The sequence below is a fragment of the Kitasatospora sp. NPDC088351 genome (assembly GCF_040685575.1).
GTDB lineage: Bacteria > Actinomycetota > Actinomycetes > Streptomycetales > Streptomycetaceae > Kitasatospora.
This window is the reverse complement of the sequence record NZ_JBFBIL010000022.1, coordinates 50,320-69,825: the sequence shown is the minus strand read 5'-3', so window position 1 is coordinate 69,825 and position 19,506 is coordinate 50,320. Positions and strand designations below refer to the sequence as shown.

Annotated in this window: 10 protein-coding genes; 2 read left to right on the top strand and 8 right to left on the bottom strand. The window is 74.6% G+C overall.

Features of this window, described 5'->3' with window-relative positions:
* Positions 1-84: 84 nt before the first annotated feature.
* The gene (locus AB0P06_RS17870; protein WP_363608245.1) at positions 85-1,368 is read right to left on the bottom strand and encodes an AarF/UbiB family protein; all 1,284 of its coding nucleotides are present in this window, start codon (positions 1,366-1,368) and stop codon (positions 85-87) included.
* A gap of 921 nt (positions 1,369-2,289) precedes the next feature.
* Between AB0P06_RS17870 and AB0P06_RS17865 the strand changes: the two genes are divergently transcribed.
* Both AB0P06_RS17865 and AB0P06_RS17860 read left to right on the top strand, forming a co-directional pair.
* Positions 2,290-5,529, top strand: a complete 3,240-nt coding sequence (locus AB0P06_RS17865; protein WP_363608243.1) for a hypothetical protein — start codon at positions 2,290-2,292, stop codon at positions 5,527-5,529.
* A 161-nt stretch (positions 5,530-5,690) separates the two neighbouring features.
* A complete protein-coding gene (locus tag AB0P06_RS17860) occupies positions 5,691-8,489 on the top strand; it encodes an AAA family ATPase (protein ID WP_363608241.1) in 2,799 nt (932 codons plus the stop codon).
* 16 nt (positions 8,490-8,505) lie between these two features.
* Here the strand turns inward: AB0P06_RS17860 and AB0P06_RS17855 are convergent, their stop codons facing one another.
* The 7 genes from AB0P06_RS17855 to AB0P06_RS17825 all read right to left on the bottom strand — a co-directional run bounded on the left by AB0P06_RS17855 (position 8,506) and on the right by AB0P06_RS17825 (position 19,481).
* Entirely contained in the window at positions 8,506-9,675 is a 1,170-nt protein-coding gene (locus AB0P06_RS17855) for a thiopeptide maturation pyridine synthase (protein WP_363608239.1), read from the bottom strand.
* On the bottom strand, positions 9,672-10,688 hold the full coding sequence (locus AB0P06_RS17850) for a lantibiotic dehydratase C-terminal domain-containing protein (protein WP_363608237.1): 1,017 nt from the start codon (positions 10,686-10,688) through the stop codon (positions 9,672-9,674). Before AB0P06_RS17850 ends, AB0P06_RS17855 begins: the two co-directional genes overlap by 4 nt.
* On the bottom strand, positions 10,675-13,323 hold the full coding sequence (locus AB0P06_RS17845) for a lantibiotic dehydratase (RefSeq protein WP_363608235.1): 2,649 nt from the start codon (positions 13,321-13,323) through the stop codon (positions 10,675-10,677). The genes AB0P06_RS17850 and AB0P06_RS17845 overlap by 14 nt, the downstream gene beginning before the upstream one ends.
* A 13-nt stretch (positions 13,324-13,336) precedes the next feature.
* The gene (locus tag AB0P06_RS17840; protein WP_363608233.1) at positions 13,337-15,403 is read right to left on the bottom strand and encodes a TOMM precursor leader peptide-binding protein; all 2,067 of its coding nucleotides are present in this window, start codon (positions 15,401-15,403) and stop codon (positions 13,337-13,339) included.
* Between the two features lie 90 nt (positions 15,404-15,493).
* Positions 15,494-15,676 (bottom strand): hypothetical protein, encoded by a 183-nt coding sequence (locus AB0P06_RS17835; protein WP_363608231.1) that lies wholly within the window; start codon positions 15,674-15,676, stop codon positions 15,494-15,496.
* Positions 15,677-15,835: 159 nt separating this feature from the next.
* Complete coding sequence (locus AB0P06_RS17830; protein ID WP_363608229.1) at positions 15,836-17,599, bottom strand: SagB family peptide dehydrogenase; 1,764 nt, start codon at positions 17,597-17,599, stop codon at positions 15,836-15,838.
* Positions 17,592-19,481 (bottom strand): hypothetical protein, encoded by a 1,890-nt coding sequence (locus AB0P06_RS17825; RefSeq protein ID WP_363608227.1) that lies wholly within the window; start codon positions 19,479-19,481, stop codon positions 17,592-17,594. The genes AB0P06_RS17830 and AB0P06_RS17825 overlap by 8 nt, the downstream gene beginning before the upstream one ends.
* Positions 19,482-19,506 lie beyond the last annotated feature (25 nt).

The following is a 19,506-nucleotide window of genomic DNA, read 5'->3' as shown; positions in this document are numbered from 1 at the left end:
CGGCGCCCGGACCAATGTGCCCGAGCCGCCCGCGACCGGCTTCTTCGAGGTTGCCCAGGTGGCGCGAAGTCACCTGGTGCCGGGTCAGTCGGCCGGGGCCCGCAGCGCCTCCATGAGGACGGGCACCGCCTCCGCCTGGAAGTCCACCCCCGCGTCGAACTCCTTGATCATCCCCTCGATCACCAGCATGGAGAGCAGCGGGAAGGCGAACTCCGCCGCGGCGAAGATCCCGTGGTCCCGCTGGACCCGGAAGAGCCGCGGCGCGAAGGCCGCCAGGTCGAAGTCGCCGGACAGGGCCCCGGTCGCCTCGGCGACGAGCTTCTCCACCGCCGCCCGGAAGCTCTCCAGATCGCACGTCTCCGGCACCACGGCGGCGCTCTCGATGGTGATGTCCGCACACCGCCGGCCCCGGCCGAGCGCCATGTTCAGGAAGAATTCGCCGAACAGCCGCCGCACCCGGTCCGGCAGGCGGACGACGAACCCGGCGTCCAGGACGACGACCTCCGAACGGTCCGTCAGATAGAGGTTCCCCGGATGCAGATCGCAGTGGACCGTCCCGTCCAGGAAGAGCATCCGGTACACCGCCAGCAGGACCGTGCGCACGATCTCCCGGCGCTCCGGCGCGGGGCGCGCGTCGGGGCTGAACCGGCCGAGACCCGTCATGAACTCCATGACCACGGTCTCCTCGGAGCAGAACGCGTCGTACGGCTCGGGCAGCCGGACGCCGGCCACCCCGGCCAGGTTGCGGCGCAGGGTGTGCAGGGACGCCAGCTCCGCCGTCAGGTCGAGCTGGCCGAGGATGGCCCCGCCCACCTGGCGGACCATCTCCTCGGCCGGCAGCTTGCGCAGCGCGGGCACCCACCGGCCGGCCCGGACGACGGCGGTGATCAGCCGCAGGTCGGTCTCCAGGGCGCGGGCGACGCCGGGGCGCCGCACCTTCAGCGCCACCTCGCGGCCGTCCAGCAGGACCGCCCGGTGCACGGTGGCGATGCTCCCGGCCGCCACCGGCTCCCAGCCGACCGAGGCGAACGGCCACCGCTCCGGCGGCCCGTACGCCGCGCGCGCGACCGCCTCGATCGCGGCCGCCGGCGGCGCGGGCACCGCGTCGGTGAGCCCGCCCAGGGCCTGGCAGATCCGAGCCGGCAGCAGATCCCGCCGGGTGCTCAGCAGTTGCCCGCCCTTGACGAAGAACGGGCCGAGCGCGATCAGCAGCGCGGGCAGCGCCGAGTCGGCGCGGGCGGCCCTGCCGCGGCCGGGGGAGAGCCGCCGGGCCGCCGCCCTGAGCAGATGGCGGCCGACGATCAGCAGGACCTGGCAGAACCTCGCGACCAGGTCCCACCGGCCGACTTTCCTGGGCTGTCCTGTCATGGTGATCCGTCGCCTCGCTTCCGTCATCAGTGGGGGAGCGGCCCCGGCCCCGCCGCCCGCCCGCCCTCGGGCGGGCAGGCCCGGTCCGAACCGCTCCGTGGCGCCGTACGACTGCCCGGGAACCGCCGCGACGGCATGCCGGAGGAGGACGGCCGGCCCGGCACGTCGTACGGCCGTGGGTCGCGCCCCCTGTCCGCCATGAGTATTGCGGGCCCGAATCCAGCGGCAATCTTCGGTATTGCCCTCTCTGTCGCGGACCGGCCTCCCCGCACCCTCCACCGTCCTGATGGACCGTCGGCCCGAGTGACAGTCATTCGAGGCCGTGGCATGCGGACCTGACGGTGAGGGCCCGGGTAGGGCCGGACGGGTGCTTTCCGGCGCGATGTCACGTCCACGGCGTCATTCGCACCGGCCGAACCCCTCTTCCAAGGTGATGCCCGGCTGTCGAACGCGAAGGCCGGGCATGGCCGAGGAGAGCGTGACCGACCGATGGACGACACCTGCTTCCCGCGTCTGCGGGCGCCGCACGCGGTCCCGCGCGCCTTCCCCCGTGTCCTCCCGTGGGCTCTTCCGCACCTCTTCTGCGGCCTCCTGCCGCGCGTCCTTCCGAACCTCCTCCCGCACGCCGACGCCGTGCCGGCCCGGCGCCCCGGTGCCCGGCCTCCTCCCGGCCGTGGAGGAGCTGTCGCTGCGTTCCCGGTCCGCTGATCCGCGGCGGTGGCCGGAGGTCCCCGCGTCCTCCCGGCCGACGCCGCTCCGCCTTGCCATATCGAGACGGTGCGTGTGCGCCTGTATTTCTGGAAGGGATCCACCATGAGACGATGCGCGGTCTCGCGCCTGGCCCGGGAGCGGCGCAGAGCCGGCCCGCCGGATGCCGGTTCACCCGGTGCCGCCGGTCCCGCCGCCGGCCGGTCGCCGGGTATGAGGGCGTTCGCGCTGCTGGTCGCGCTGTGGGGCGTGGTACGTCTCGCGGCCGGCCGGACCGCGGCGCGGGCCCACCGAGGGCCCGGGCGTCCGCCGAGGGCGGCCAGGGTGGTGCTCACCGTCCTCGTCGCGACGGCCGCGGCGGTGTCCTCGTTCTCGCTGCCCGCCTCGCCGGCCTCGTTCGCACCCCCCTCGGCGAACGCGGCGAACGGGAGCAAGGCGCCGGCACCCCCCGCACCGTCGCGGGCCGCCGTCCCCCCGTTGAGCAAGACCGGCGTCGACCTGACCAACGGCAGCACGACCACCGCCGACCACGGCGACACCCTCCAGTGGGTGGTGTCGTACAGCAACCCGGCCTCCACCGTGCAGCCGGCCACCGTCACGGACGTGATCCAGGGCGGTCCGGGCAGTACGCCGCAGACCCAGACCTATGTGCCGGGCTCGCTGAAGGTCCCGCCCGGGTTCACCCCGCAGTGGTCCACCGACGGCGGCACCACCTTCCAGACGACCGATCAGGGCACCGCCACCAACGTGGTCCAGGCCACCAACCCCAACACCGGGTCGCCGGCCACCAGCGCGACCAACCTGATCCCCGCGCCGTTCACCCCGGTCGACACCGCGACCGGCGGGGACGGCTTCATCCCGATCCTGTTCACCGCCACCATCAACGGCCAGCCGGTCCGCGAGGCGTGGAACATCTACCACCACGCCGGAACCTCGCCCCTGCCCATCGTGGTCTGCACGGACCTGGACACCAACGGACCGTGCCCCAGCCCGACCGGCGCGCCGCAGACCTGGCCCCGGCCCCTGAACTCCTCCGCCGCCGGTGCGACCACGGGTGACGTGCGCACCACGCGCAAGGAGCAGTACGTCCTGCTGGGCGACCAGCTGTACTACCCCGCGTCCCTCACCTCGACCCCCACCCAGATCGGCGTCGGCTGCCTCAACCTCCAGACCCAGCAGAGCTGCGGGTTCACCTCCCTGCAGAGCGCGACCGCGGCCGGCGGAAACGGCATCGGCGGTCTGGTGCAGGCGGCCAACGGCCTGATCTACGGGGTGTCCACCAGCGGGCAGGTGCTCTGCTACGACCCGACGACCAACACGGGCTGCGGCACCTTCAGCATCGGCCTGGGCCCCAACACCAGCGCCACCAACAGCCCGACACCCAACGACTACTTCGGCACGACGGACCTCGTCAACGGGAAGATCTACATCACCGACACCGCGAACATCGGAGGGGTCAACACCTCGCAGATGTCGTGCTTCGACCCCGCGACCAACGCGGCCTGCACCGGCTGGGCCGTCCCGAAGACGCTGGCCGTCGAGACCGGCGTCCCCAACTTCACCGTCGTCAACGACAACATCTTCACGGACTACGACGCGGCCGGGAACATCCTCGGCGTCTGCACGACCGTGGGCGCGGACAGCACCGCGTCCTCGAACCCGGCGCAGGGGACCGTTCAGTGCTTCAGCCTCACCGGTGCCTCCATCGCCGTGCCCCCGGGTCTTCAGGCCCTGGTCGGCGCGCATGCCGCGCCCCTCGGGCAGAACGTCTACATGAACCCGTTGACGATCACCGCGCCGAACGGGCACCTGGAGACCGAATTCCCCTACTGGTCGAGCACGCCCACCGTCGCCGACTACAACTACTGCTACGACTGGGTGACCCAGGCCCCGTGCGCCTCCTACGGCACGGGCGGCACCCTGTCGGGGCCGCCGAACGTCAACGGCGGCGTCACCCGCCCCTACGGCTACGCCTACGACGGGCAGTGCAAGTACGGCCTGGGCGACAGCGGCTACCTGTGGTCCATGGACCCGGTCACCGGCGCCGCCCCCTGCCTGAGGCTCACCGCCGTCTCGATGCTCAACCCGGCCCAGTTCTACTGCGACGGGAAGACCGGACACGTGACCTCGTACGGCACGGTGTCACTCGCGGACATCGATCCGACCACCGTGAACTTCGCGGCCTCGTCGGTGACCGTGAAGGACTCCAGCGGCAACGTGCTGGGCACGTTCCCGTTCAACCCCACTACCGGGACGGCGGACATCTCCTCCATCCCCGTGTCGACGTCACCCGTCACGGTCGACTCCAACATCTCGCTGCTCAACAGCTCGTCGTTCACCCCGACCAACCACCCGATGACCGTGGTCTCGTTCGTCGGTGACCCGCCGCAGGTCTGCTTCGACACCACCGTGGGCACCGACTGCTCCATCACCTCGGTCTCCAACCAGGCCACCGCGGTCACCGGCACCCTGCCCGCCGTCACCTCGAACACGGTGACCTTCGAGGTCACCCCGGGCGCCGGCTGCCAGCCGGCGATGACCGTGCTCAAGGAGGTCTGCACCAGCTCGAACCCGGCCGACTGTCAAAGCGGCGGAATCGGACCATGGGCATCCAGTACCTCCGTCCCCTCCGGCGGGACGGCGTACTGGCGGATCACCGCCACCAACACCGGTCAGGTGAACCTCACCGGGATCACGCTGGACGACGGCGTCGCCCCGTCCTGTGTGACGGCCGCCGGGACGTTCAGCTTGGCCGCTGGTGCGAGCATGCAGTTCTTCTGCTCGAGTGCCAATATCACGACCTCGACGACGAACGTGGTGACGGCGTCGTTCGTGCCGCCGGGTTCTCCGCCGGGGACGCCTCCGGTCACGACTCCGCCGTCTTCGGCGACGGCGAATGTGTCGTCGTTGACGATCGACAAGGAGGTTTGTGGGTCGACGACGGTTGCTGACTGTCAGTCGGGTGGTGCGGGTCCGTGGGTGAAGGTGACGGATGTTCCGTCGACGGTCGAGGGTGCGGCCGCCACCGAGGCCGCGGGCGTGCTCGGGCTGTCGCCCTCCGCGGTCTCCGCGCTGGCCTACCGCGCCCGGGAGGGGCTGCGCCGCGCCTATCTCAGCCAGCACGCGGGGGCCGGCGGTGAGGCCTGCCGCAGGTTCATCGAGAGGTTCGGTACCCACGCCCGAGGCGGCCTCGGTGTCCAGGCGTCGCGGCTTCAGGAGCGTCACATGCGCGAATGCGTTTCCTGTATGGCCGCGTTCACCGAGGTGCGCTCGGTCGAGCGGCTGCTCCATGCGTCGCCCGCCCCGCTGCCGCGGTGTGCCCGGACCTGCGGGTGCGCCCACCGGGCGGCCTCCGGCGCGGTGGGCCGGGCCGCTCTTCCGGAGGCCGGGGCGAGTGGCCGGGTGCCGGGTGCGGGGTGCGTGAACAAGCCACCTGCGGAGACGGGTGGTTGAAGTACATATGACATGGGGAGTGATGATCGCGTCATGAGTATTTGTCGGGCCTTGTCATAAAGTGACCGCGTTCTATTGCGTTCGAGTGCCGATCATCGGGGCGCCCGGCCGTCGGCGGACCGCGCGGTGCCGAGGCCGTGGTGGGCGGTGCGGGAGGGCGGATGACCTCGTTGTCGGGGGCCGGTCGTGGATCCGAACTGGCGCGGCTGAGGGCCGTCGTCGAGAGAGCGCGCACCGGTCGGCCGACCACGGTACTGCTTTACGGCGAGCCGGGCAGCGGGAAGTCGGCGGCCCTGGCGGAACTCGCCACCATGGCCGCCGAAGCCGGCTTCCAGGTGGCCGTCGCCAAGGCGCGCAACAGTCCGGACACGCCGTTCGCGGCGGTCGAAGGTCTCCTCGGTGGCCTGCTGCCGAGCGCCGCCGCGCTGCCCGAACAGCGGGCCCCATCGGACGAACTCCTCTGCGAACTCGCCGGGTTGGTGCGGGCGCAGGCCCGGCGCACACCGATCGCGGTCTGTCTGGACGACGCGGCCCATGCCGATCCCTGGTCGCTGCGGTGGCTGTCGGCGCTGTCCGAGTCCGCGCTCCCCACTCCGCTGGTGATCGCGCTGTCGGCGGGTGACTGCGGCTCCGGCCACGAACCCCCGTTGACGGCCGAACTCGCGGCGGGCGCCGAGCACATCCGTCTCGCCGGGCTGCCCACGGCCGCCCTCGCCGACTTCGCTGCGGCCCGCTGCGGTGTCGAGCTCGACGAGGAATCCGCCGCCGTGTGCCACGAGTTGACGGGCGGAAACCCCGGTCTGCTGGTGGCCCTGCTGTCCGCCCACACCGGCGCCGCGCCCACCGCGGAGGAGGTCCGGGCCACCACTGGTCCGACGCTTCTCCCGGACGCCGAACGGTGGTTGGGCGGCCTGGACGAGCCGGCGCTCGCCCTGGCCAGGGCCGTCGCCGTGCTCGGGGTCGATGCGGAGATCGCGCTGGCCGCCGAACTGGCGGGGCTGACCGTCGGGGAGGCGCTGGCGGGGCTGGACGTCCTGGTCGGCCGCTGCCTGCTGGCCAACCGCACCCCGCCGGCCTTCCGCCACCCGCTGCTGGCCACGATGGTCGTCGGCGGCATCCCCGTCGGCAGCCGGGCCGCCCTGCACCTGAGGGCCGCCGAGATCCTGCGCGACGGGCACTACGGGGTGACCGGCGTCGCCCGGCAACTGGTCGCCGCGGGACCGCTGGGGCTGGGCTGGACGGTGCGGCCGCTCAGGATCGCCGCGCGCCGACTGGCCCGGGAGGGCCGTCCCGAGGACGCCGCCCGGCACCTGCGCGGGGTGCTGCGCGAGCGGCTGCGGCCGCGCGTCCGGTCGGCGGTGCGGCGTGAACTCGCCACGCTGGACGCGTTCGTCGATCCGGACCTCGCCGCCCGCCAGCTGGACGCGGCCCGGCAGGAGGCCGAGGAGCCCGAGATCACCACCGACTACGCGGTGGCCCTGGCCGGTCTGCTGACCGAGTGCGGGCGGCCGGCGGACGCCGTGGCGGTCCTCGACGACACGGCGGAACGGCTCGGCGGGGCGGCCCCGGCACAGAGCTGGCGTCTGCGGCTGCACCGGGCGTTCATCTGCGCGGGTGGCCCCTCCTGGCTGGCACGGAGCGCAGACCGGGTCGACGACCTCGTCGCCGATGATCCCCAGCCGGGAGAGAAATGCCGCGAGTTGTCCATGCTGCGGGCCGCCGAGGCGGTCAACGCCGGCGAGGACCGGGCGGCGGCCGTGTGCCATGCCCGGCAGGCGCTGGCCGGTCGCGCGGACGGCCAGGCCAGGTACCTGTGGTACGGCTGTAGCGCGCTCGTCCTGGCGGACGAGCTGACCGAGGCGTGGACGCACTGCGGCCGGGCCCGCCTGGCCAACGGGGCGCCGCCCGGGCGGTGGGAGGATGTCACGGCGGAGCTGCTGCGGGCCGTGATCTGCCGGGCGCGCGGCGACCTGGCCGGCGCGGCCGGGGCACTGACCCCGATGGCGGAGCTGCTCTGCGCGGCGGCGTCCGCGTCCCAGCTGCTGGCCGTGCTCGCCGTGTCGGCGCTGGTCGAGGCGCGGGCCCTGATGGGGGAGCCGGACGCCGCCCGTGCGCTGCTCGCCGACTGCGGGCTCGACCACGACCTGCCACTGCGGCAGGACACCCCCGCGGTGCTGTCCGCGCGCGCCGTGCTGTGGGAGCAGACCGGTGATCTGCCGCGCGCGGTGGAGGACCACCTCGCCGCCGGCCGGCTGCTGACCGAGTGCGGCGTGCGCAATCCGGCGGTGGCGCCCTGGCGGTCGCGCGCCGCGCGGCTGCTCGTCGAGGCGGGTGAACTCCCCGAGGCCGCCCGGCTCGCCGCCGCCGAGCTGGACGACGCGCGCCGCTGGGGCACCCCGCGCGCCATCGGCACCGCCGAGCACGCGCTCGCGCTGGCCGAGACCGGCGCGCGGCGGACCGGTCTGCTCACCAACGCCGTCGCCACCCTGGCCGGCTCCCCGGCCCGGCTGGAACTCGCGTCCGCCCGGCTGGACCTGGGCACCGTCCTCGGTGCGGCCGGCCGGGTGGACGAGGCACGCGCCGAGTTCACCGCGGCGCTGTCCACGGCCCGGTCCTGCGCCGCGCGGCCACTGGTGCAGCGGATCACGGCGGCCCGGCAGGCGGTCTGCCCCGGGGACGCGGACGAGCCGGTGGATCCGCTCCTGGGCCGGCTGACCCCGCAGGAGCTGAAGATCCTCCGGCTGGCCCGGGCGGGCCACACCAACCGGGCGATCGCCGACCGGCTGTACGTCACGGTGCGGACCGTCGAGTTCCATCTGTCCGGCGCCTACCGCAAGCTCGGCATCGCCGGGCGCCAGCAGCTCGCCGAGGTGATCCCGGCGACGGAGCCGGCCACGGCGACGGCCAGAGCGACAGCCACCGGGACGGCCGCCCGGCCGGGGCACGCACACCCCCGGTAGGCGGCGCCGCGCCGGCTCAGCCCAGCCCGTCCGCCCACTGCTCGCCGAGGCCGGCCCACTCGGGCACGCCGGTGGCGGGCGAGGCGACCACGTACCGCTGGAAGCTGCCGACCGCGGAGACCCCGTGCACCGTCTCGACGGTGTTCGCCGCCAGATGGCAGAGCAGCCCCCGGTCCACCGGCCCGAGCCCGAGGCGGTTGAGGTGGACGTACAGGTAGTTCACCACCAGCCGGAAGGAGGCGAACCAGTGGTCGGTGCGCAGGAAGTCCGCGTGGCCGTGGTCGCTCTGCAGCAGCCGGTGGAACTCGCTGACCTGCCGGGTCGGCATCCGCGGCGCCCGCCCGGCCCCGCTCAGCGACACCTCGCCGGACACCAGCAGCGGGTACGCCGCCCGCTGGCAGCGGCGGACCGCCTCCGCCCACTCCAGGACGAACGGCGGGCCGCCCCCGTCGCCGGCCAGCGCGGCCTCCACCGCGCGCAGCCGCTCGGCCAGCGCGTCGGCCTGCCGCCGGTAGCGCCCGTCGAACGCCGCCCGGTACCCGGCCGGGTCCTGGGTCCGGGAGAGGAAGGCGTCGGCGTGCGAACGCAGCGAGAGGAAACCGCGCTCGATCGGCGCTCCTCCCTCGTCGAACGGGACGGCGGCCACCGACACGGTGGCCCACATCAGGTCCAGCGCCAGCGGCGCCAGGGCCCCGCCGGACCGGAGGTGGTCGTACATCCCGAACGCCAGGTCGTTGGTGTCGCCGAGGAACCCGGCCAGCAGCTCGCTGGCCCGCATCGAGCCCAGGACCGGCAGCCGGTGGTCGTAGGGCCGCTCGACGACGGTGTTGTCCGCCACCCAGGGGCGGAGCGGCCCGGTCTCCATCTCCAGCTCCGCCAGCCGCTCGTGCACCGGGGCCAGCGCCGCCTCGTCCAGCCGGGCCGTGGACGGACGGGCCCGCACATGGGCGTCGATCTGCGCGGCCACGGCCGGTCGCACCAGGGCGGCCCAGTCCTCCCCGGACACCAGGAAGTTGAGGCGCAGGTGCGGCCCGCGCAGCCAGTGCCGGCCGAACCAGGCGCCGTCGACCAGCGGGCGCACGGCCTCGAACGCGGGCCGGACGGCGTCCAGGACGAGCGCGGCCTCGGTCCGCTCGTCGTGGTGGTGGACGTGGAGACTGTGCCAGCGGGCGGACGGCCGGCTCACGAGGCCGCCAGTGCCTCGGGCAGCTCCGCGAGGACCCGGCCGACCAGGAACCGCAGCTGGTTCTCCTGCCACAGCGTCAGCCCGAGCCGGTTGTTGACCAGGTGGGCGCAGCGCAGCAGCACCAGGCTGGTGGCCGGGTGGTCGGTGGCGGCCAGATGGAGCGGCTCGGCCAGCGGCGAGTCGGCCCACTCGGAGGTGAAGCCGCCCGTGTCCTCCAGCGCGTGCAGGTCCTCCCGCAGCCGGCGCACCGACGCGAGCCAGTACGCGCGGTGGTCCCCGCCGTCCGGCCGGGCGGCCAGCCGCCAGGTGCGCTGCGCCCGCTGCTGGAGCTTCTCGCGCTGGGCCAGATAGCGCGGCTCGACATCGGCCGCCTCCGGACCGCTGCCGAAGGGCAGCGGCGGGCCGCCGTGCCGCACCCAGCGGTCGCGCACCTCGTCGCAGAGCGCGAACACCCCGACGACCAGGTCGAACGCCAGCAGCGCGCGCTGCTCCACCGACGCACCGGCCGCCACCACTGACAGCGCCAGCTCGCTGGACTCCAGGAAGTGCCGCTCGACGGCGGCGACGGCCGGGCCGTAGCCGTAGTCCCCGTGCTCGCGCCGGTAGGGCAGGAACTCCACGGAGTTGTTCGGCCGCACCGCCTCGTCATGGCCGGCGCGGCCCTCCAGGCCGGCCAGGCCCTCGGCCACCTGGGCGAAGCGCGTCCGGTCCACGACGTCCGCGGCCGGGGCGGCGGCCAGGAACGCGCGGATCCGCCGGGCCGCCCGGTGCTCGATCTCGGCCCGGTCGGCGGGGAACGAGGGAAGCAGCCGCAGCCGGACGTGCGGCCCGCCCTCCCAGTAGCGCAGGAAGAAGTAGCGCTGCACCAGGCCCTCGGCCGTCAGCGCCGCGACCAGCGGCCGGACGCAGCCGGCCAGCAGCGCGTCCTGGTCGGTGTCGTAGAAGATGTGCGCGCACACCCAGTCGGAGTCCTCCGCCGTGTCCGGGTCCAGCCGGCCGCTACCGCTCAGCATCGTGTCCTCCATTGATCTCGACGAGGTATTCGGTCACCCGGGAACCGTGGTCCCCGTAGTCCGGGGTGTCGGCCGGGTCGGGCAGGGCCTCCTGGAGGAACAGCACATGCCCCCGGTCGGCCAGCATCCGCTCGAAGACGCCGACCAGCAGCAGGTTCGCGAAGTCGACGTACAGCGGCTTGCGGGACTTGATCCGCCACACGCTGCCGCCGACCACCGAGGACGGGTCCAGGCCCCGGACGAAGCAGCGCTGCGGCATCCCGTGCTCGTGCAGCCACGCGGCCAGCCGCAGCAGATAGGGCCGGTCCCGCTCGCCCTTCAGCCGGGCCGGCACCGCGTCCGCCGGGAAGACCCACTGGCGGCGGCTGACCGTCGTCCGGCCGATCACCACCCGGGGTTCGGCCAGCATGCCGTCGACCCGGGCCAGCGAGGTGTCCCCGAACATCCGGCGGCCCGGGATGAGCAGGTTGGCCGTGGCGCCGAACGCCTGCATCAGCAGCCTGATCGCCGGCGGCAGCCACAGCTCCGCGATGAGGTTGGGGTGGACCGGGCGCACCACGGCGTCGCGGTCGCGCGAGCGGAGGGTGAGCAGGCCCAGGGCCGGGTCGTGCCGCACCACGAGGTCGGCGAGCGGAAGGCGGTCGCCGGTGCCGCGCAGGCTCGGCCCCTCGGGGTAGTCGATCTCCACGGCCAGCGCCGAGGTGCGCAGCCCGACGTTGCTGCCGTAGTGGCGGCAGGTGTCCGCGACGAGCACGCCGTCGGGTGGCGGCGCGGTGGCCGCCTCGGCCGTGATCCCGGCCTGGGTGAGCAGCCGCCGGATCCGGTCGCGGCCCCGGCCGTGACCGGAGTTGACGGCGTTGAGCACGAACCGGGGCCCGTCGTCGCCGGGTTCACCGCCGCCGCCTCCGCCGCTGATCGGTTGGCCGTAGAAGGCGACCGAGTCCGGCGGCCGCATCCAGACCGGCCACCGGTCGGCCAGCGCGGAGAGCCGGTCCGGGTCCAGCCACAGCACACCGTGTCCGTCCGCCCGCCCGTCCGCCGCCTCGGCGCACAACCGGGCCCGCAGCAGGGCCAGTTCGCGGATCCGGGGGAGCCGGTGGTGGGTCAGGGCCTGGTAGCCGTGCGTGCCGATGGAGAGCAGGCCCGGCAGGCCGGCGTCCTCGCGCAGCCACTCCTGCACCGCCCGGTGGAAGACGAGGAAGGGCACGGTGGCGCCGGGGCCGATCCGCTCGGCGAACGCCTCGGCGAGCGCCACCCGGCCGGGCAGGGCCGGGTCCAGGACGGCGTAGCAGCGCCGCACCACGTCCAGATCGCGCAGCACCGGCTCCCAGGCGTGCCGGTCCGGCCCGGGCGGCGGTGCGACCAGCAGGGCGTTCTCGATGACGCTGTTCTTGGCGGGCAGCTCGATCCGCTCCGGTCCGGCCAGCAGACTGATCCGCCGCAGGGCGGCCTCGACTCCCCGGGTGCGCCGCAGCCGGTCCTCCGGGTCCGCGGCCGCCGGGTAGCCGTCCAGGTGCTCGGCCAGCCGGGCCAGCTCGCCGCCGATCCCGGCCAGGTCCGGCCCGGCGCCGTCCACCCAGGAGCGCAGTTCGGCGAGCGGATCCAGGGCCTGGTCGGCGAACGGGCGTTCGGCCTCCAGGAGCCCGAGCTCCACCAGCCGGCCGAGGTAGGCGTCGGCGGCGGCCGACGTGCTGCCGGTCCGGGCCGCCAACCGCTCGGCGGCGTCGGCGCGGGCGCGGCCCTCCTCGCCCACCGCGTCCAGGCAGGCCCGGACGGCAGCGGTCGCCGGCAGGGCGCGCAGCGGCTCCTCGGAGCCCGCGCCGAGGAACTCCCAGCGGTCGCCGACCAGCAACGCGCTCGGGTTGAGCCGCAGCCGGAGGCGGGCCGCGAGGACCGGATGCCCGCTCAGCCGCCGGACCAGCTGCTGGACCACCCAGACGTTGATCTCCGTGACGCTGCGCACCGTGAAGCCGACGGGCGCCGGAGCCGCGAGGGCCGCAGCCGCGGGGGCCCGGTCCTGCCAGGTGCCGAGGCCGCTGACGGTGAAGGTGCTGAACGGGCTGGTCTTGGTGGTGATCCGGGCGAGGTACTTGGCCAGCCGCAGGGCCAGCTGGCGGTCCGGGGCGGTCTCCTCCGGCTGGGCCAGCCAGGTGCGCAGCCGGTCGTGGAGCACCGGGCTGCTCAGGACCAGCCCGTGCTGGAAGGCGGGATCGCCGGCCGCCTTCCGCAGCAGCGCGTACGGGGCCTTCGTGTGGTGCTCGACCAGTTCGTCCAGGCGGGTCAGATCGCTCCGGTACGTCGCCACCCGGGAGAGCCAGGACCGCACCCCGTCGGCCAGGGCGGGCGGCAGCAGCGCGCGGACGTCGTCGTTCCAGCACCGGGGCGTCGGCGGCCGGCGGTTGTGGACCGACCGGCGGAGCGCGACCAGCAGGGGCCGGCCGTCCGGCCGGTGTCCGATCACCTCGAACAGCGCGTCCGAGAGCGCGGCCTCGGCGGCGGTCAGCTCACGGTCGGCGCGGAGCACCGCCTCGACCCGCTGCCACAGTTCCGGTGAGCGCATGTCGTCCAGCATCGACACCGGCAGCCCGCCGAGCCGGATGCCGAAGGTGTCCGGGGTGGAGAAGTCCTGGGGCATGAGTCGACTCCGGTCACGGGAACGGATGCGGGTGGGGGTTGACCTGATCCGGCGCCAACGGCCCGGCCCGGTAGCCGAGTTCGGCGGGGAGGTGGCGCAGCCGGGGCAGGCCGGTGGTGCGGCGCATGCGGTGGCCGAACGTCATCGGCAGCAGTCCGGGGACGATCACCTTGGCGCAGGCCAGGCCGCCGGCCCGGTGCTCGTCCGTGGTCTGGTCCACCACGACGACGTCCTGGCCGCGGCCGGTGAACCGCGCGACCACCTCGGCCAGGTCGGTGCGCAGGTCCTCGCCGCGGGGCCGGCAGGTGGCCCGCGCGAACGCCTCGGCCACCGGGAGGGCGGCGCCCGAGCCCGTACCGGTGCTCCTGCCGTCGCCGGAGTTGCCGAAGTCACCGGGGTCGCCCGGGTTTTCCGGATCGCCGCCGAACAGGAAGCCGAAGCGGTCGAACGCGGCAGGGTGGCAGTACAGCAGGGCGTGGTCGCGCATCTCCCGCACCAGGTCCGGATCGGCGACCATCGCCGCGATCCTGGCCGACTCGGCGCGGTAGGCGGACCGGTTCCAGCCCAGGTTCGCCGCCAGCTCCAACAGCCCGTTGAGCAGGGCCCGTTCGGGATCGAAGTGCGCACCGGCCGCGCAGATCGCGGCCGGTTCAGGGCCGGGCCCGGGGTGCACCGCCATCACCCAGGCGGTCGGGATGCCGTGCTCCGGGGTGGTGGCGAAGGCCACCACCCGGTGACCGCTGTCCTGCCTGATCCGCTCGGCCAGGATCGCCACCCGCGGCTCGGCCACCGTGGCCAGGTCCACCCGGGGCACCGGCAGCCGGGCGTACCAGGTGAGCAGGAAGGCGTCCCGCTCCGCCAGCTCCACCACCCCGTGCAGCGCGGCCTCCTCCAGACAGCCGCCCAGGGCGCAGCCGTTGGACACCTCGTAGGCGAGCGGCCGGGCGAGCGGATTGCCGTGCCGGGTGCGGTAGTAGGCGTAGTCCTCGGGCACCAGCACGGGCGCGTCGCGGGCGAACGAGTACCCCCAGACCCAGTTCAGCTCCTGGTCCGGATCGAACGGGGGATAGGGGAAGTCCGGCTCCGCGTACCGTTCCGGCGGGTACAGGCCCAGCTCGGTCGGGCAGAGCGCCTGCTCGGCCACGCTGCCGTAGCCGGCCCGGACCGCCGTGCGCCGGCCACCCGGCCGGGCACCGCCGAGCCGCTCCAGCGCCTCGGCCAGCGCGGTGCGCTCGCAGCCGGCGTAGTCGAGGTCCCGGCCGAACCCGGCCTCCTGTTCGCCGCCCGGCAGGTGCAGCGGCGCGGACACCATCGGGTAGCGGTAGTCGGTGCGCACGTCGAGCTGGCGGACCACGCCGGTGCGGCCGTCCACGTAGGTCCTCACCAGCCCGTCCCAGCCGGCCCCGAGGTCGAGGACCCGGTAGGTGTCCCGGCCGAGCTTCGGCCGCGGCGTCCCCATCAGGACGGGCGGTTCGTCCGGGGGCAGCCCGCCGCACTGGGGGCAGGAGGGATCGGGGAGGAACGGGTGGGCGTCGACCGCCAGGCTCGTGAGGGAGAGCACCAGGATGCCGTCGGTGGTGCGGCGCGGCGGTGCGGCGAGGCCGGCGCGTCCGGTACGGCCGGCGGGTTCGGAGCGTTCGGTGTGTGCCACGAGCTCCGCCGCCACGAGTCCGCCGACGGTGTCGCGGGCCCAGGCCGACAGCAAGGGCGTGGTGCGGTCGGCCAGCCGGTCGCCGAACCGGTGGACCAGCGCGGCCCGGGGGCTGTCCGGGCCGAGCGCACGCTCCCGCCGGGTTCGGGCGCACCGCGCGCAGCCGGTCCGGCCCGGCGTGACGTACGGGCCGATGACGACGTTGCCCAACTCGACCCGGACCGGCAGCCAGCCGGCGTCGGACCGGTGCGGGGCCGTGCCGGTGGTCCAGCCGTCGTCCGCGGTGACGATCGCGGCGCAGTCGGCGTCCGTGTCCGCGACCCGCCGGTGCGTGCGGTGGACGGCGGCGCGGATCGCGGCGGCGAGCAGGCCCGTGCCCAGCACGGCGACACCGGTCGGGTGGGTCGTGCCCGGGGCGGCGTGGGTCATCGTCTCGCCTCTTCCTCTCTCGCCGGGGGTGGTGACACACGCCCGTGCCCGGCGGACTGGCTGTCCGCCAGGCACGGTCATGCGGTCAGGTCAGCAGCAGCAACAGGAGCAGCAGCTCGCGGGCGTGCCGGTCGAGGTGCAGTTGGACGCGCCGATCTCGACCATGGCGTGGCCGACGTTGATCGACTCCAGGCTCGCGCCCGGCGAGGTCGGCAGGATGTCGAGCTCGTCCACGCTGAGGTCAGCGAGGTCCAGGACCAGGTTCGTCTCCATCGGTGTCCCCTTTCTCCCGGTTGTCGGGTGTTGTGACGGGTGGACCGGATCCGGTCCACCCACCCCGAATCCTGTGTCGGCGGGCGGCCCCCGGTCTTGACGGTCGGACCGAAGACCGGGCCGTAGGATCTCGCGGGCCGGGGGTTTCGGTCCGCGAGATCACCAGGTCAGCGGCGGTTCGTACTGTGCGGTGGCGCGACGGCGGCCCAGGACGAGGGTGAAGACGGGCACCTGCGCGGGACCGGCGCCGATCAGCGCGCGGACGGCACCGTCGTGGTAGCCGTTGGTGATGCGGGCGGAGAGACCGGCGGCGGCCGCGAGCACGCTGATCCGCTGCGCGACGATGCCGCCCTCGTGGTGCAGGATCCGGTACCCGCGATCGCCGAACCAGCGGTCTCCCTGGACCCGGTCGACGCTCAGGAACACCACCGCGTTGGCCTTCGCCGTGTTCACGGCGGGGGTCCGGTCGCAGAGCATGGACACCACGCCGTGCCACGCGCGACCCGGCAGCGGGACCAGCTCGGGCGCGGCGACCGGCCGGGGACCTGCGTCCGGTCGGGGCTCCGGGTCCCGCCAGGGCTCCGGCTCCGGTGAGGGATCCGGCTCCAACGAGGGCTCGGCGTCCAGCCGGTAGAGGCCGGCGGGCACGCCGTCGACGTTGAGCACCAGCACATGGCAGTCCGCCAGCGGCCGGCAGGCCGCCTCGGTGTGGTCGGAGGCCACCGGCTCCAGCGCGTACCGGAGCAGGCCGGCCAGCTCGCGGGCGGGCAGGGCGGCGCCATCGGGCAGGAACATCCGCCCGCCCGAGTCACGCGCCCGCAGGGCCCGCGCCAACTCGACGCCCCCGGCGGGTGGTTCCTCGCCCGAGGCCGGGATCGGACGCGCGGAACGGGGGCGGTCGGCCGGGAGGTGGAAGGCGGCCGGCTCCACCGGCGCGGCCAGGCCGGTGTCGGTGCCGGTCAGCCGGCTGGCCCGGTCCAGTTCGGCCAGGCCCGACCAGGCGGCCGGATCAACGGTGTTGGTGCGGAGGTGCGACGGCCGGATCGGTGGCAGCGGTGCCGGTGGCAGCGGCGTCCGGGGCTCGATGGGCTCGCCGTCCAGGGGCGTCGCCCCGGTCGCGGCCGGTCGCGCGGGGCCCAGGTCGAGTACCGCGAAGGCGGTCTCCTCCACCCCGTCCAGGCCGAGCGCCCGGTTGACGACGGCATCGTCGAACCGGTGGTGCACACGTGCGCGCAGACCCAGCGCACCGCCGACCAGCAGCACGTTCCCGACCGTCATGCCGACTTCCTGCGCGCACAGCCGGTAGGCGTAATCGCGGTAGCGGAAGGCCGACTTGCGGAAGCACACCGCGGCCACCACCAGGGCGAGCGTGTCCTCGCCTCCCGCGCCGGTGGCGGCCAGCAGCTCCGTCGGGAGGCCACCGGGCCTGAGCCCGGTCAACGCGTGGTGCGCCGGGTCGTAGTGGTAGCAGCCGGCCGGCAGCGCGTCGGCCGGACGGGCCAGCCACAGGTACAGCTCCACCGGGTGGAAGCACCGCGCGGACGCCACCGCCCGGTGGTACGGCCAGGCCGCGTGCGGGCCCAGCTCCATCCGCACCAGCCCGTAGGCGTGCTGCAGCAGTGTCGACAGGTCGGGTTCGTCCAGCGCGGTGAGGCGGGGCGCGCCCCCGGCGTGCGCCCGCAGGAATCCGGGGAAGGACCACCGCGCGTCGCCGATCCGGCGGGCCGGTTCGCTCAGTACGTGGCGCGGCAGGCCGCGGAAGACCTTGGCCGGCAGCGGGTCGTCCTCGTCGCCCTCCTGCCCGTGCCCCTCCGCGAACAGCTCCTGGACCGCTTCGAAGGTGCGCCACCAGAACCGGAGGCCAGCCGAGCCGACCAGGTCCGGGGCGGGTGCGGCCTCACCCGTCCACGTGGCCTCACCCATCGGTCAGCACCACCCGGAGCACGGCGGGCAGGACCTCGTGGACGGCGGGATCGTGGTCCAGCGGCACCGCCACCGGGTGTAGATGACGAGTCGTCAATGCACCTGCCATGTCAAGGAGTTCCGGCAGGTCGGGCCAGCCCGTGCCGGGCGTCGGACCAGGCGCCGGGCCCAGCCCCGGGACGAGGGCCGGGGCATAGGCGTGCTCGCCGGTCAGGGCGGCCTGGCGGTCCAGCAGTGCCCGTTCCAGCCCCTCGGCCACCGCTCCCGGACCGCACGTCACCGCGACCGGCCGCCCCTCCTGCCACCACGCGAGCACCGCGATCCCGAGGGCGCCGCCGATGTCGGCGACGGCGACCGAGCCCCCCGCCGACCGCAGCAGGCCCAGGTACCGCCGCGCCCTGGCATCCGGCGCCGCGCCGGCCAGGTCCAGGGCGAGCGGACGCGCCCGGCCGACCAGGACATCGGCGGTGGCGAGGGCGGCGCAGTGCTGCGCGATCCCGTCGGTCACGGCGTTGTCCCAGCTCAGCCGCGCCGCCAGCCCCGTTCCCCGGACGAACGCCTCGGCCGCGGGCACCGCCCTCGCCCTCCGGCCGGTGACGTCCCAGCCCCGGACCGTGGCGCCGGGGCCGAACCTGCGGGGGTCGGCCGAGACCGCCGCGTACCGCGCGAGGCCGCGCAGCGCGGCACACCGCCGCGCCTCGGCGAAGTCCAGGCCCGCGCCGAACACCCGGGCCGCACCGGCGGTGTGCGGCACGGCCTCGGTCACATGCAGCGGCAGCTGGGTGAAGTCCCGCTCGTCCAGCCGGCGCAGGACGCCGACGTGCGGGTCGAAGCAGCGGGCCGCCCGGGCGGAGAACTCCTGCTCGTCGATCGGTCCGGCCTTTCTCAGCCGGTCGATCCGCTCGGTGAACGCCGTCTCGCTCTCCGGCTGGGCCGGCCGGGTCGCCGGATGCGGGAGGAACGCGTGGGTGGAGGTCCGCAGGGTCTCCAGGTCGATCCTGGTCAGCCTGCCGTCCTCGGCGGCGGCGACGCCCGTCACCGCACGGAACGCCGCCAGCCCCAGGTGGCCCGCCACGACGGCGGCGGCAGGACCGGTGAGGAACTCGCCCTCCCGGTACGGGCCGTGGGCGCCCAGCCGCAGCCAGGCCGACTCCCAGGCCGGACCGGCCGGCCCCAGCCAGGCGACGTCGTCGAGCACCACGCCCTGCACCAGCAGGGTGCCCGAGGCCCGGCACAGCCGGTCCAGCCGCAGGGCGCGCTCCACCCCGTGGGCCGAGGCCACGTGCAGCACCACGTCCGCACCGGCCAGCCCGGCCAGCTCCGCGTCGGACAGCTCGACCTGGGTCAGGGTCTGTCCCGGGTCGCGTTGCCGTGCCTCGGCGGCCAGTTCGGCCAGCCGGGCGGTGTCGGTCGCGGTCTCCGGGGTCCGCACGGCGCGGAGCCGGCGGACCCCCGAGTGCAGCGCGGAGCAGACCAGCGCGACGAACGCCGGGCCCGCGCCCAGCACCACCACCGCGCTGTCGCGGTACGACTCGAACCGCCGGGCGGCGGAGTCCCGGTGGTACTCGACGAAGGCGATCTCGGCCGCGTACGTCTCCAGCTCCCGTGCGGTCAGGCCGTGCGGGAGGTCCTCGGCGGCGTCCACCAGGCAGCCGGCCTCGTGCAGCCGCCGCACCAGTGTGTCGACGACGCCCCGCTTCTCCTCCGGAAGGCCGCGGACCAGGTCGTCGAGCTCGGTCGAACCGTTGAGATGCGGTGCGAGGCGGTCCAGCCACTGGTAGGCGGACCGGCCGTTCAGCGCGATGTCGGCTCCCGCGCCGAACACGTGCACGCCGTCGCTGGTGGGCACATAGAGCACGTCGGACTTCAGTTTCGGTCGCATCGCCAGCCCTCGGATCGGTGATCAC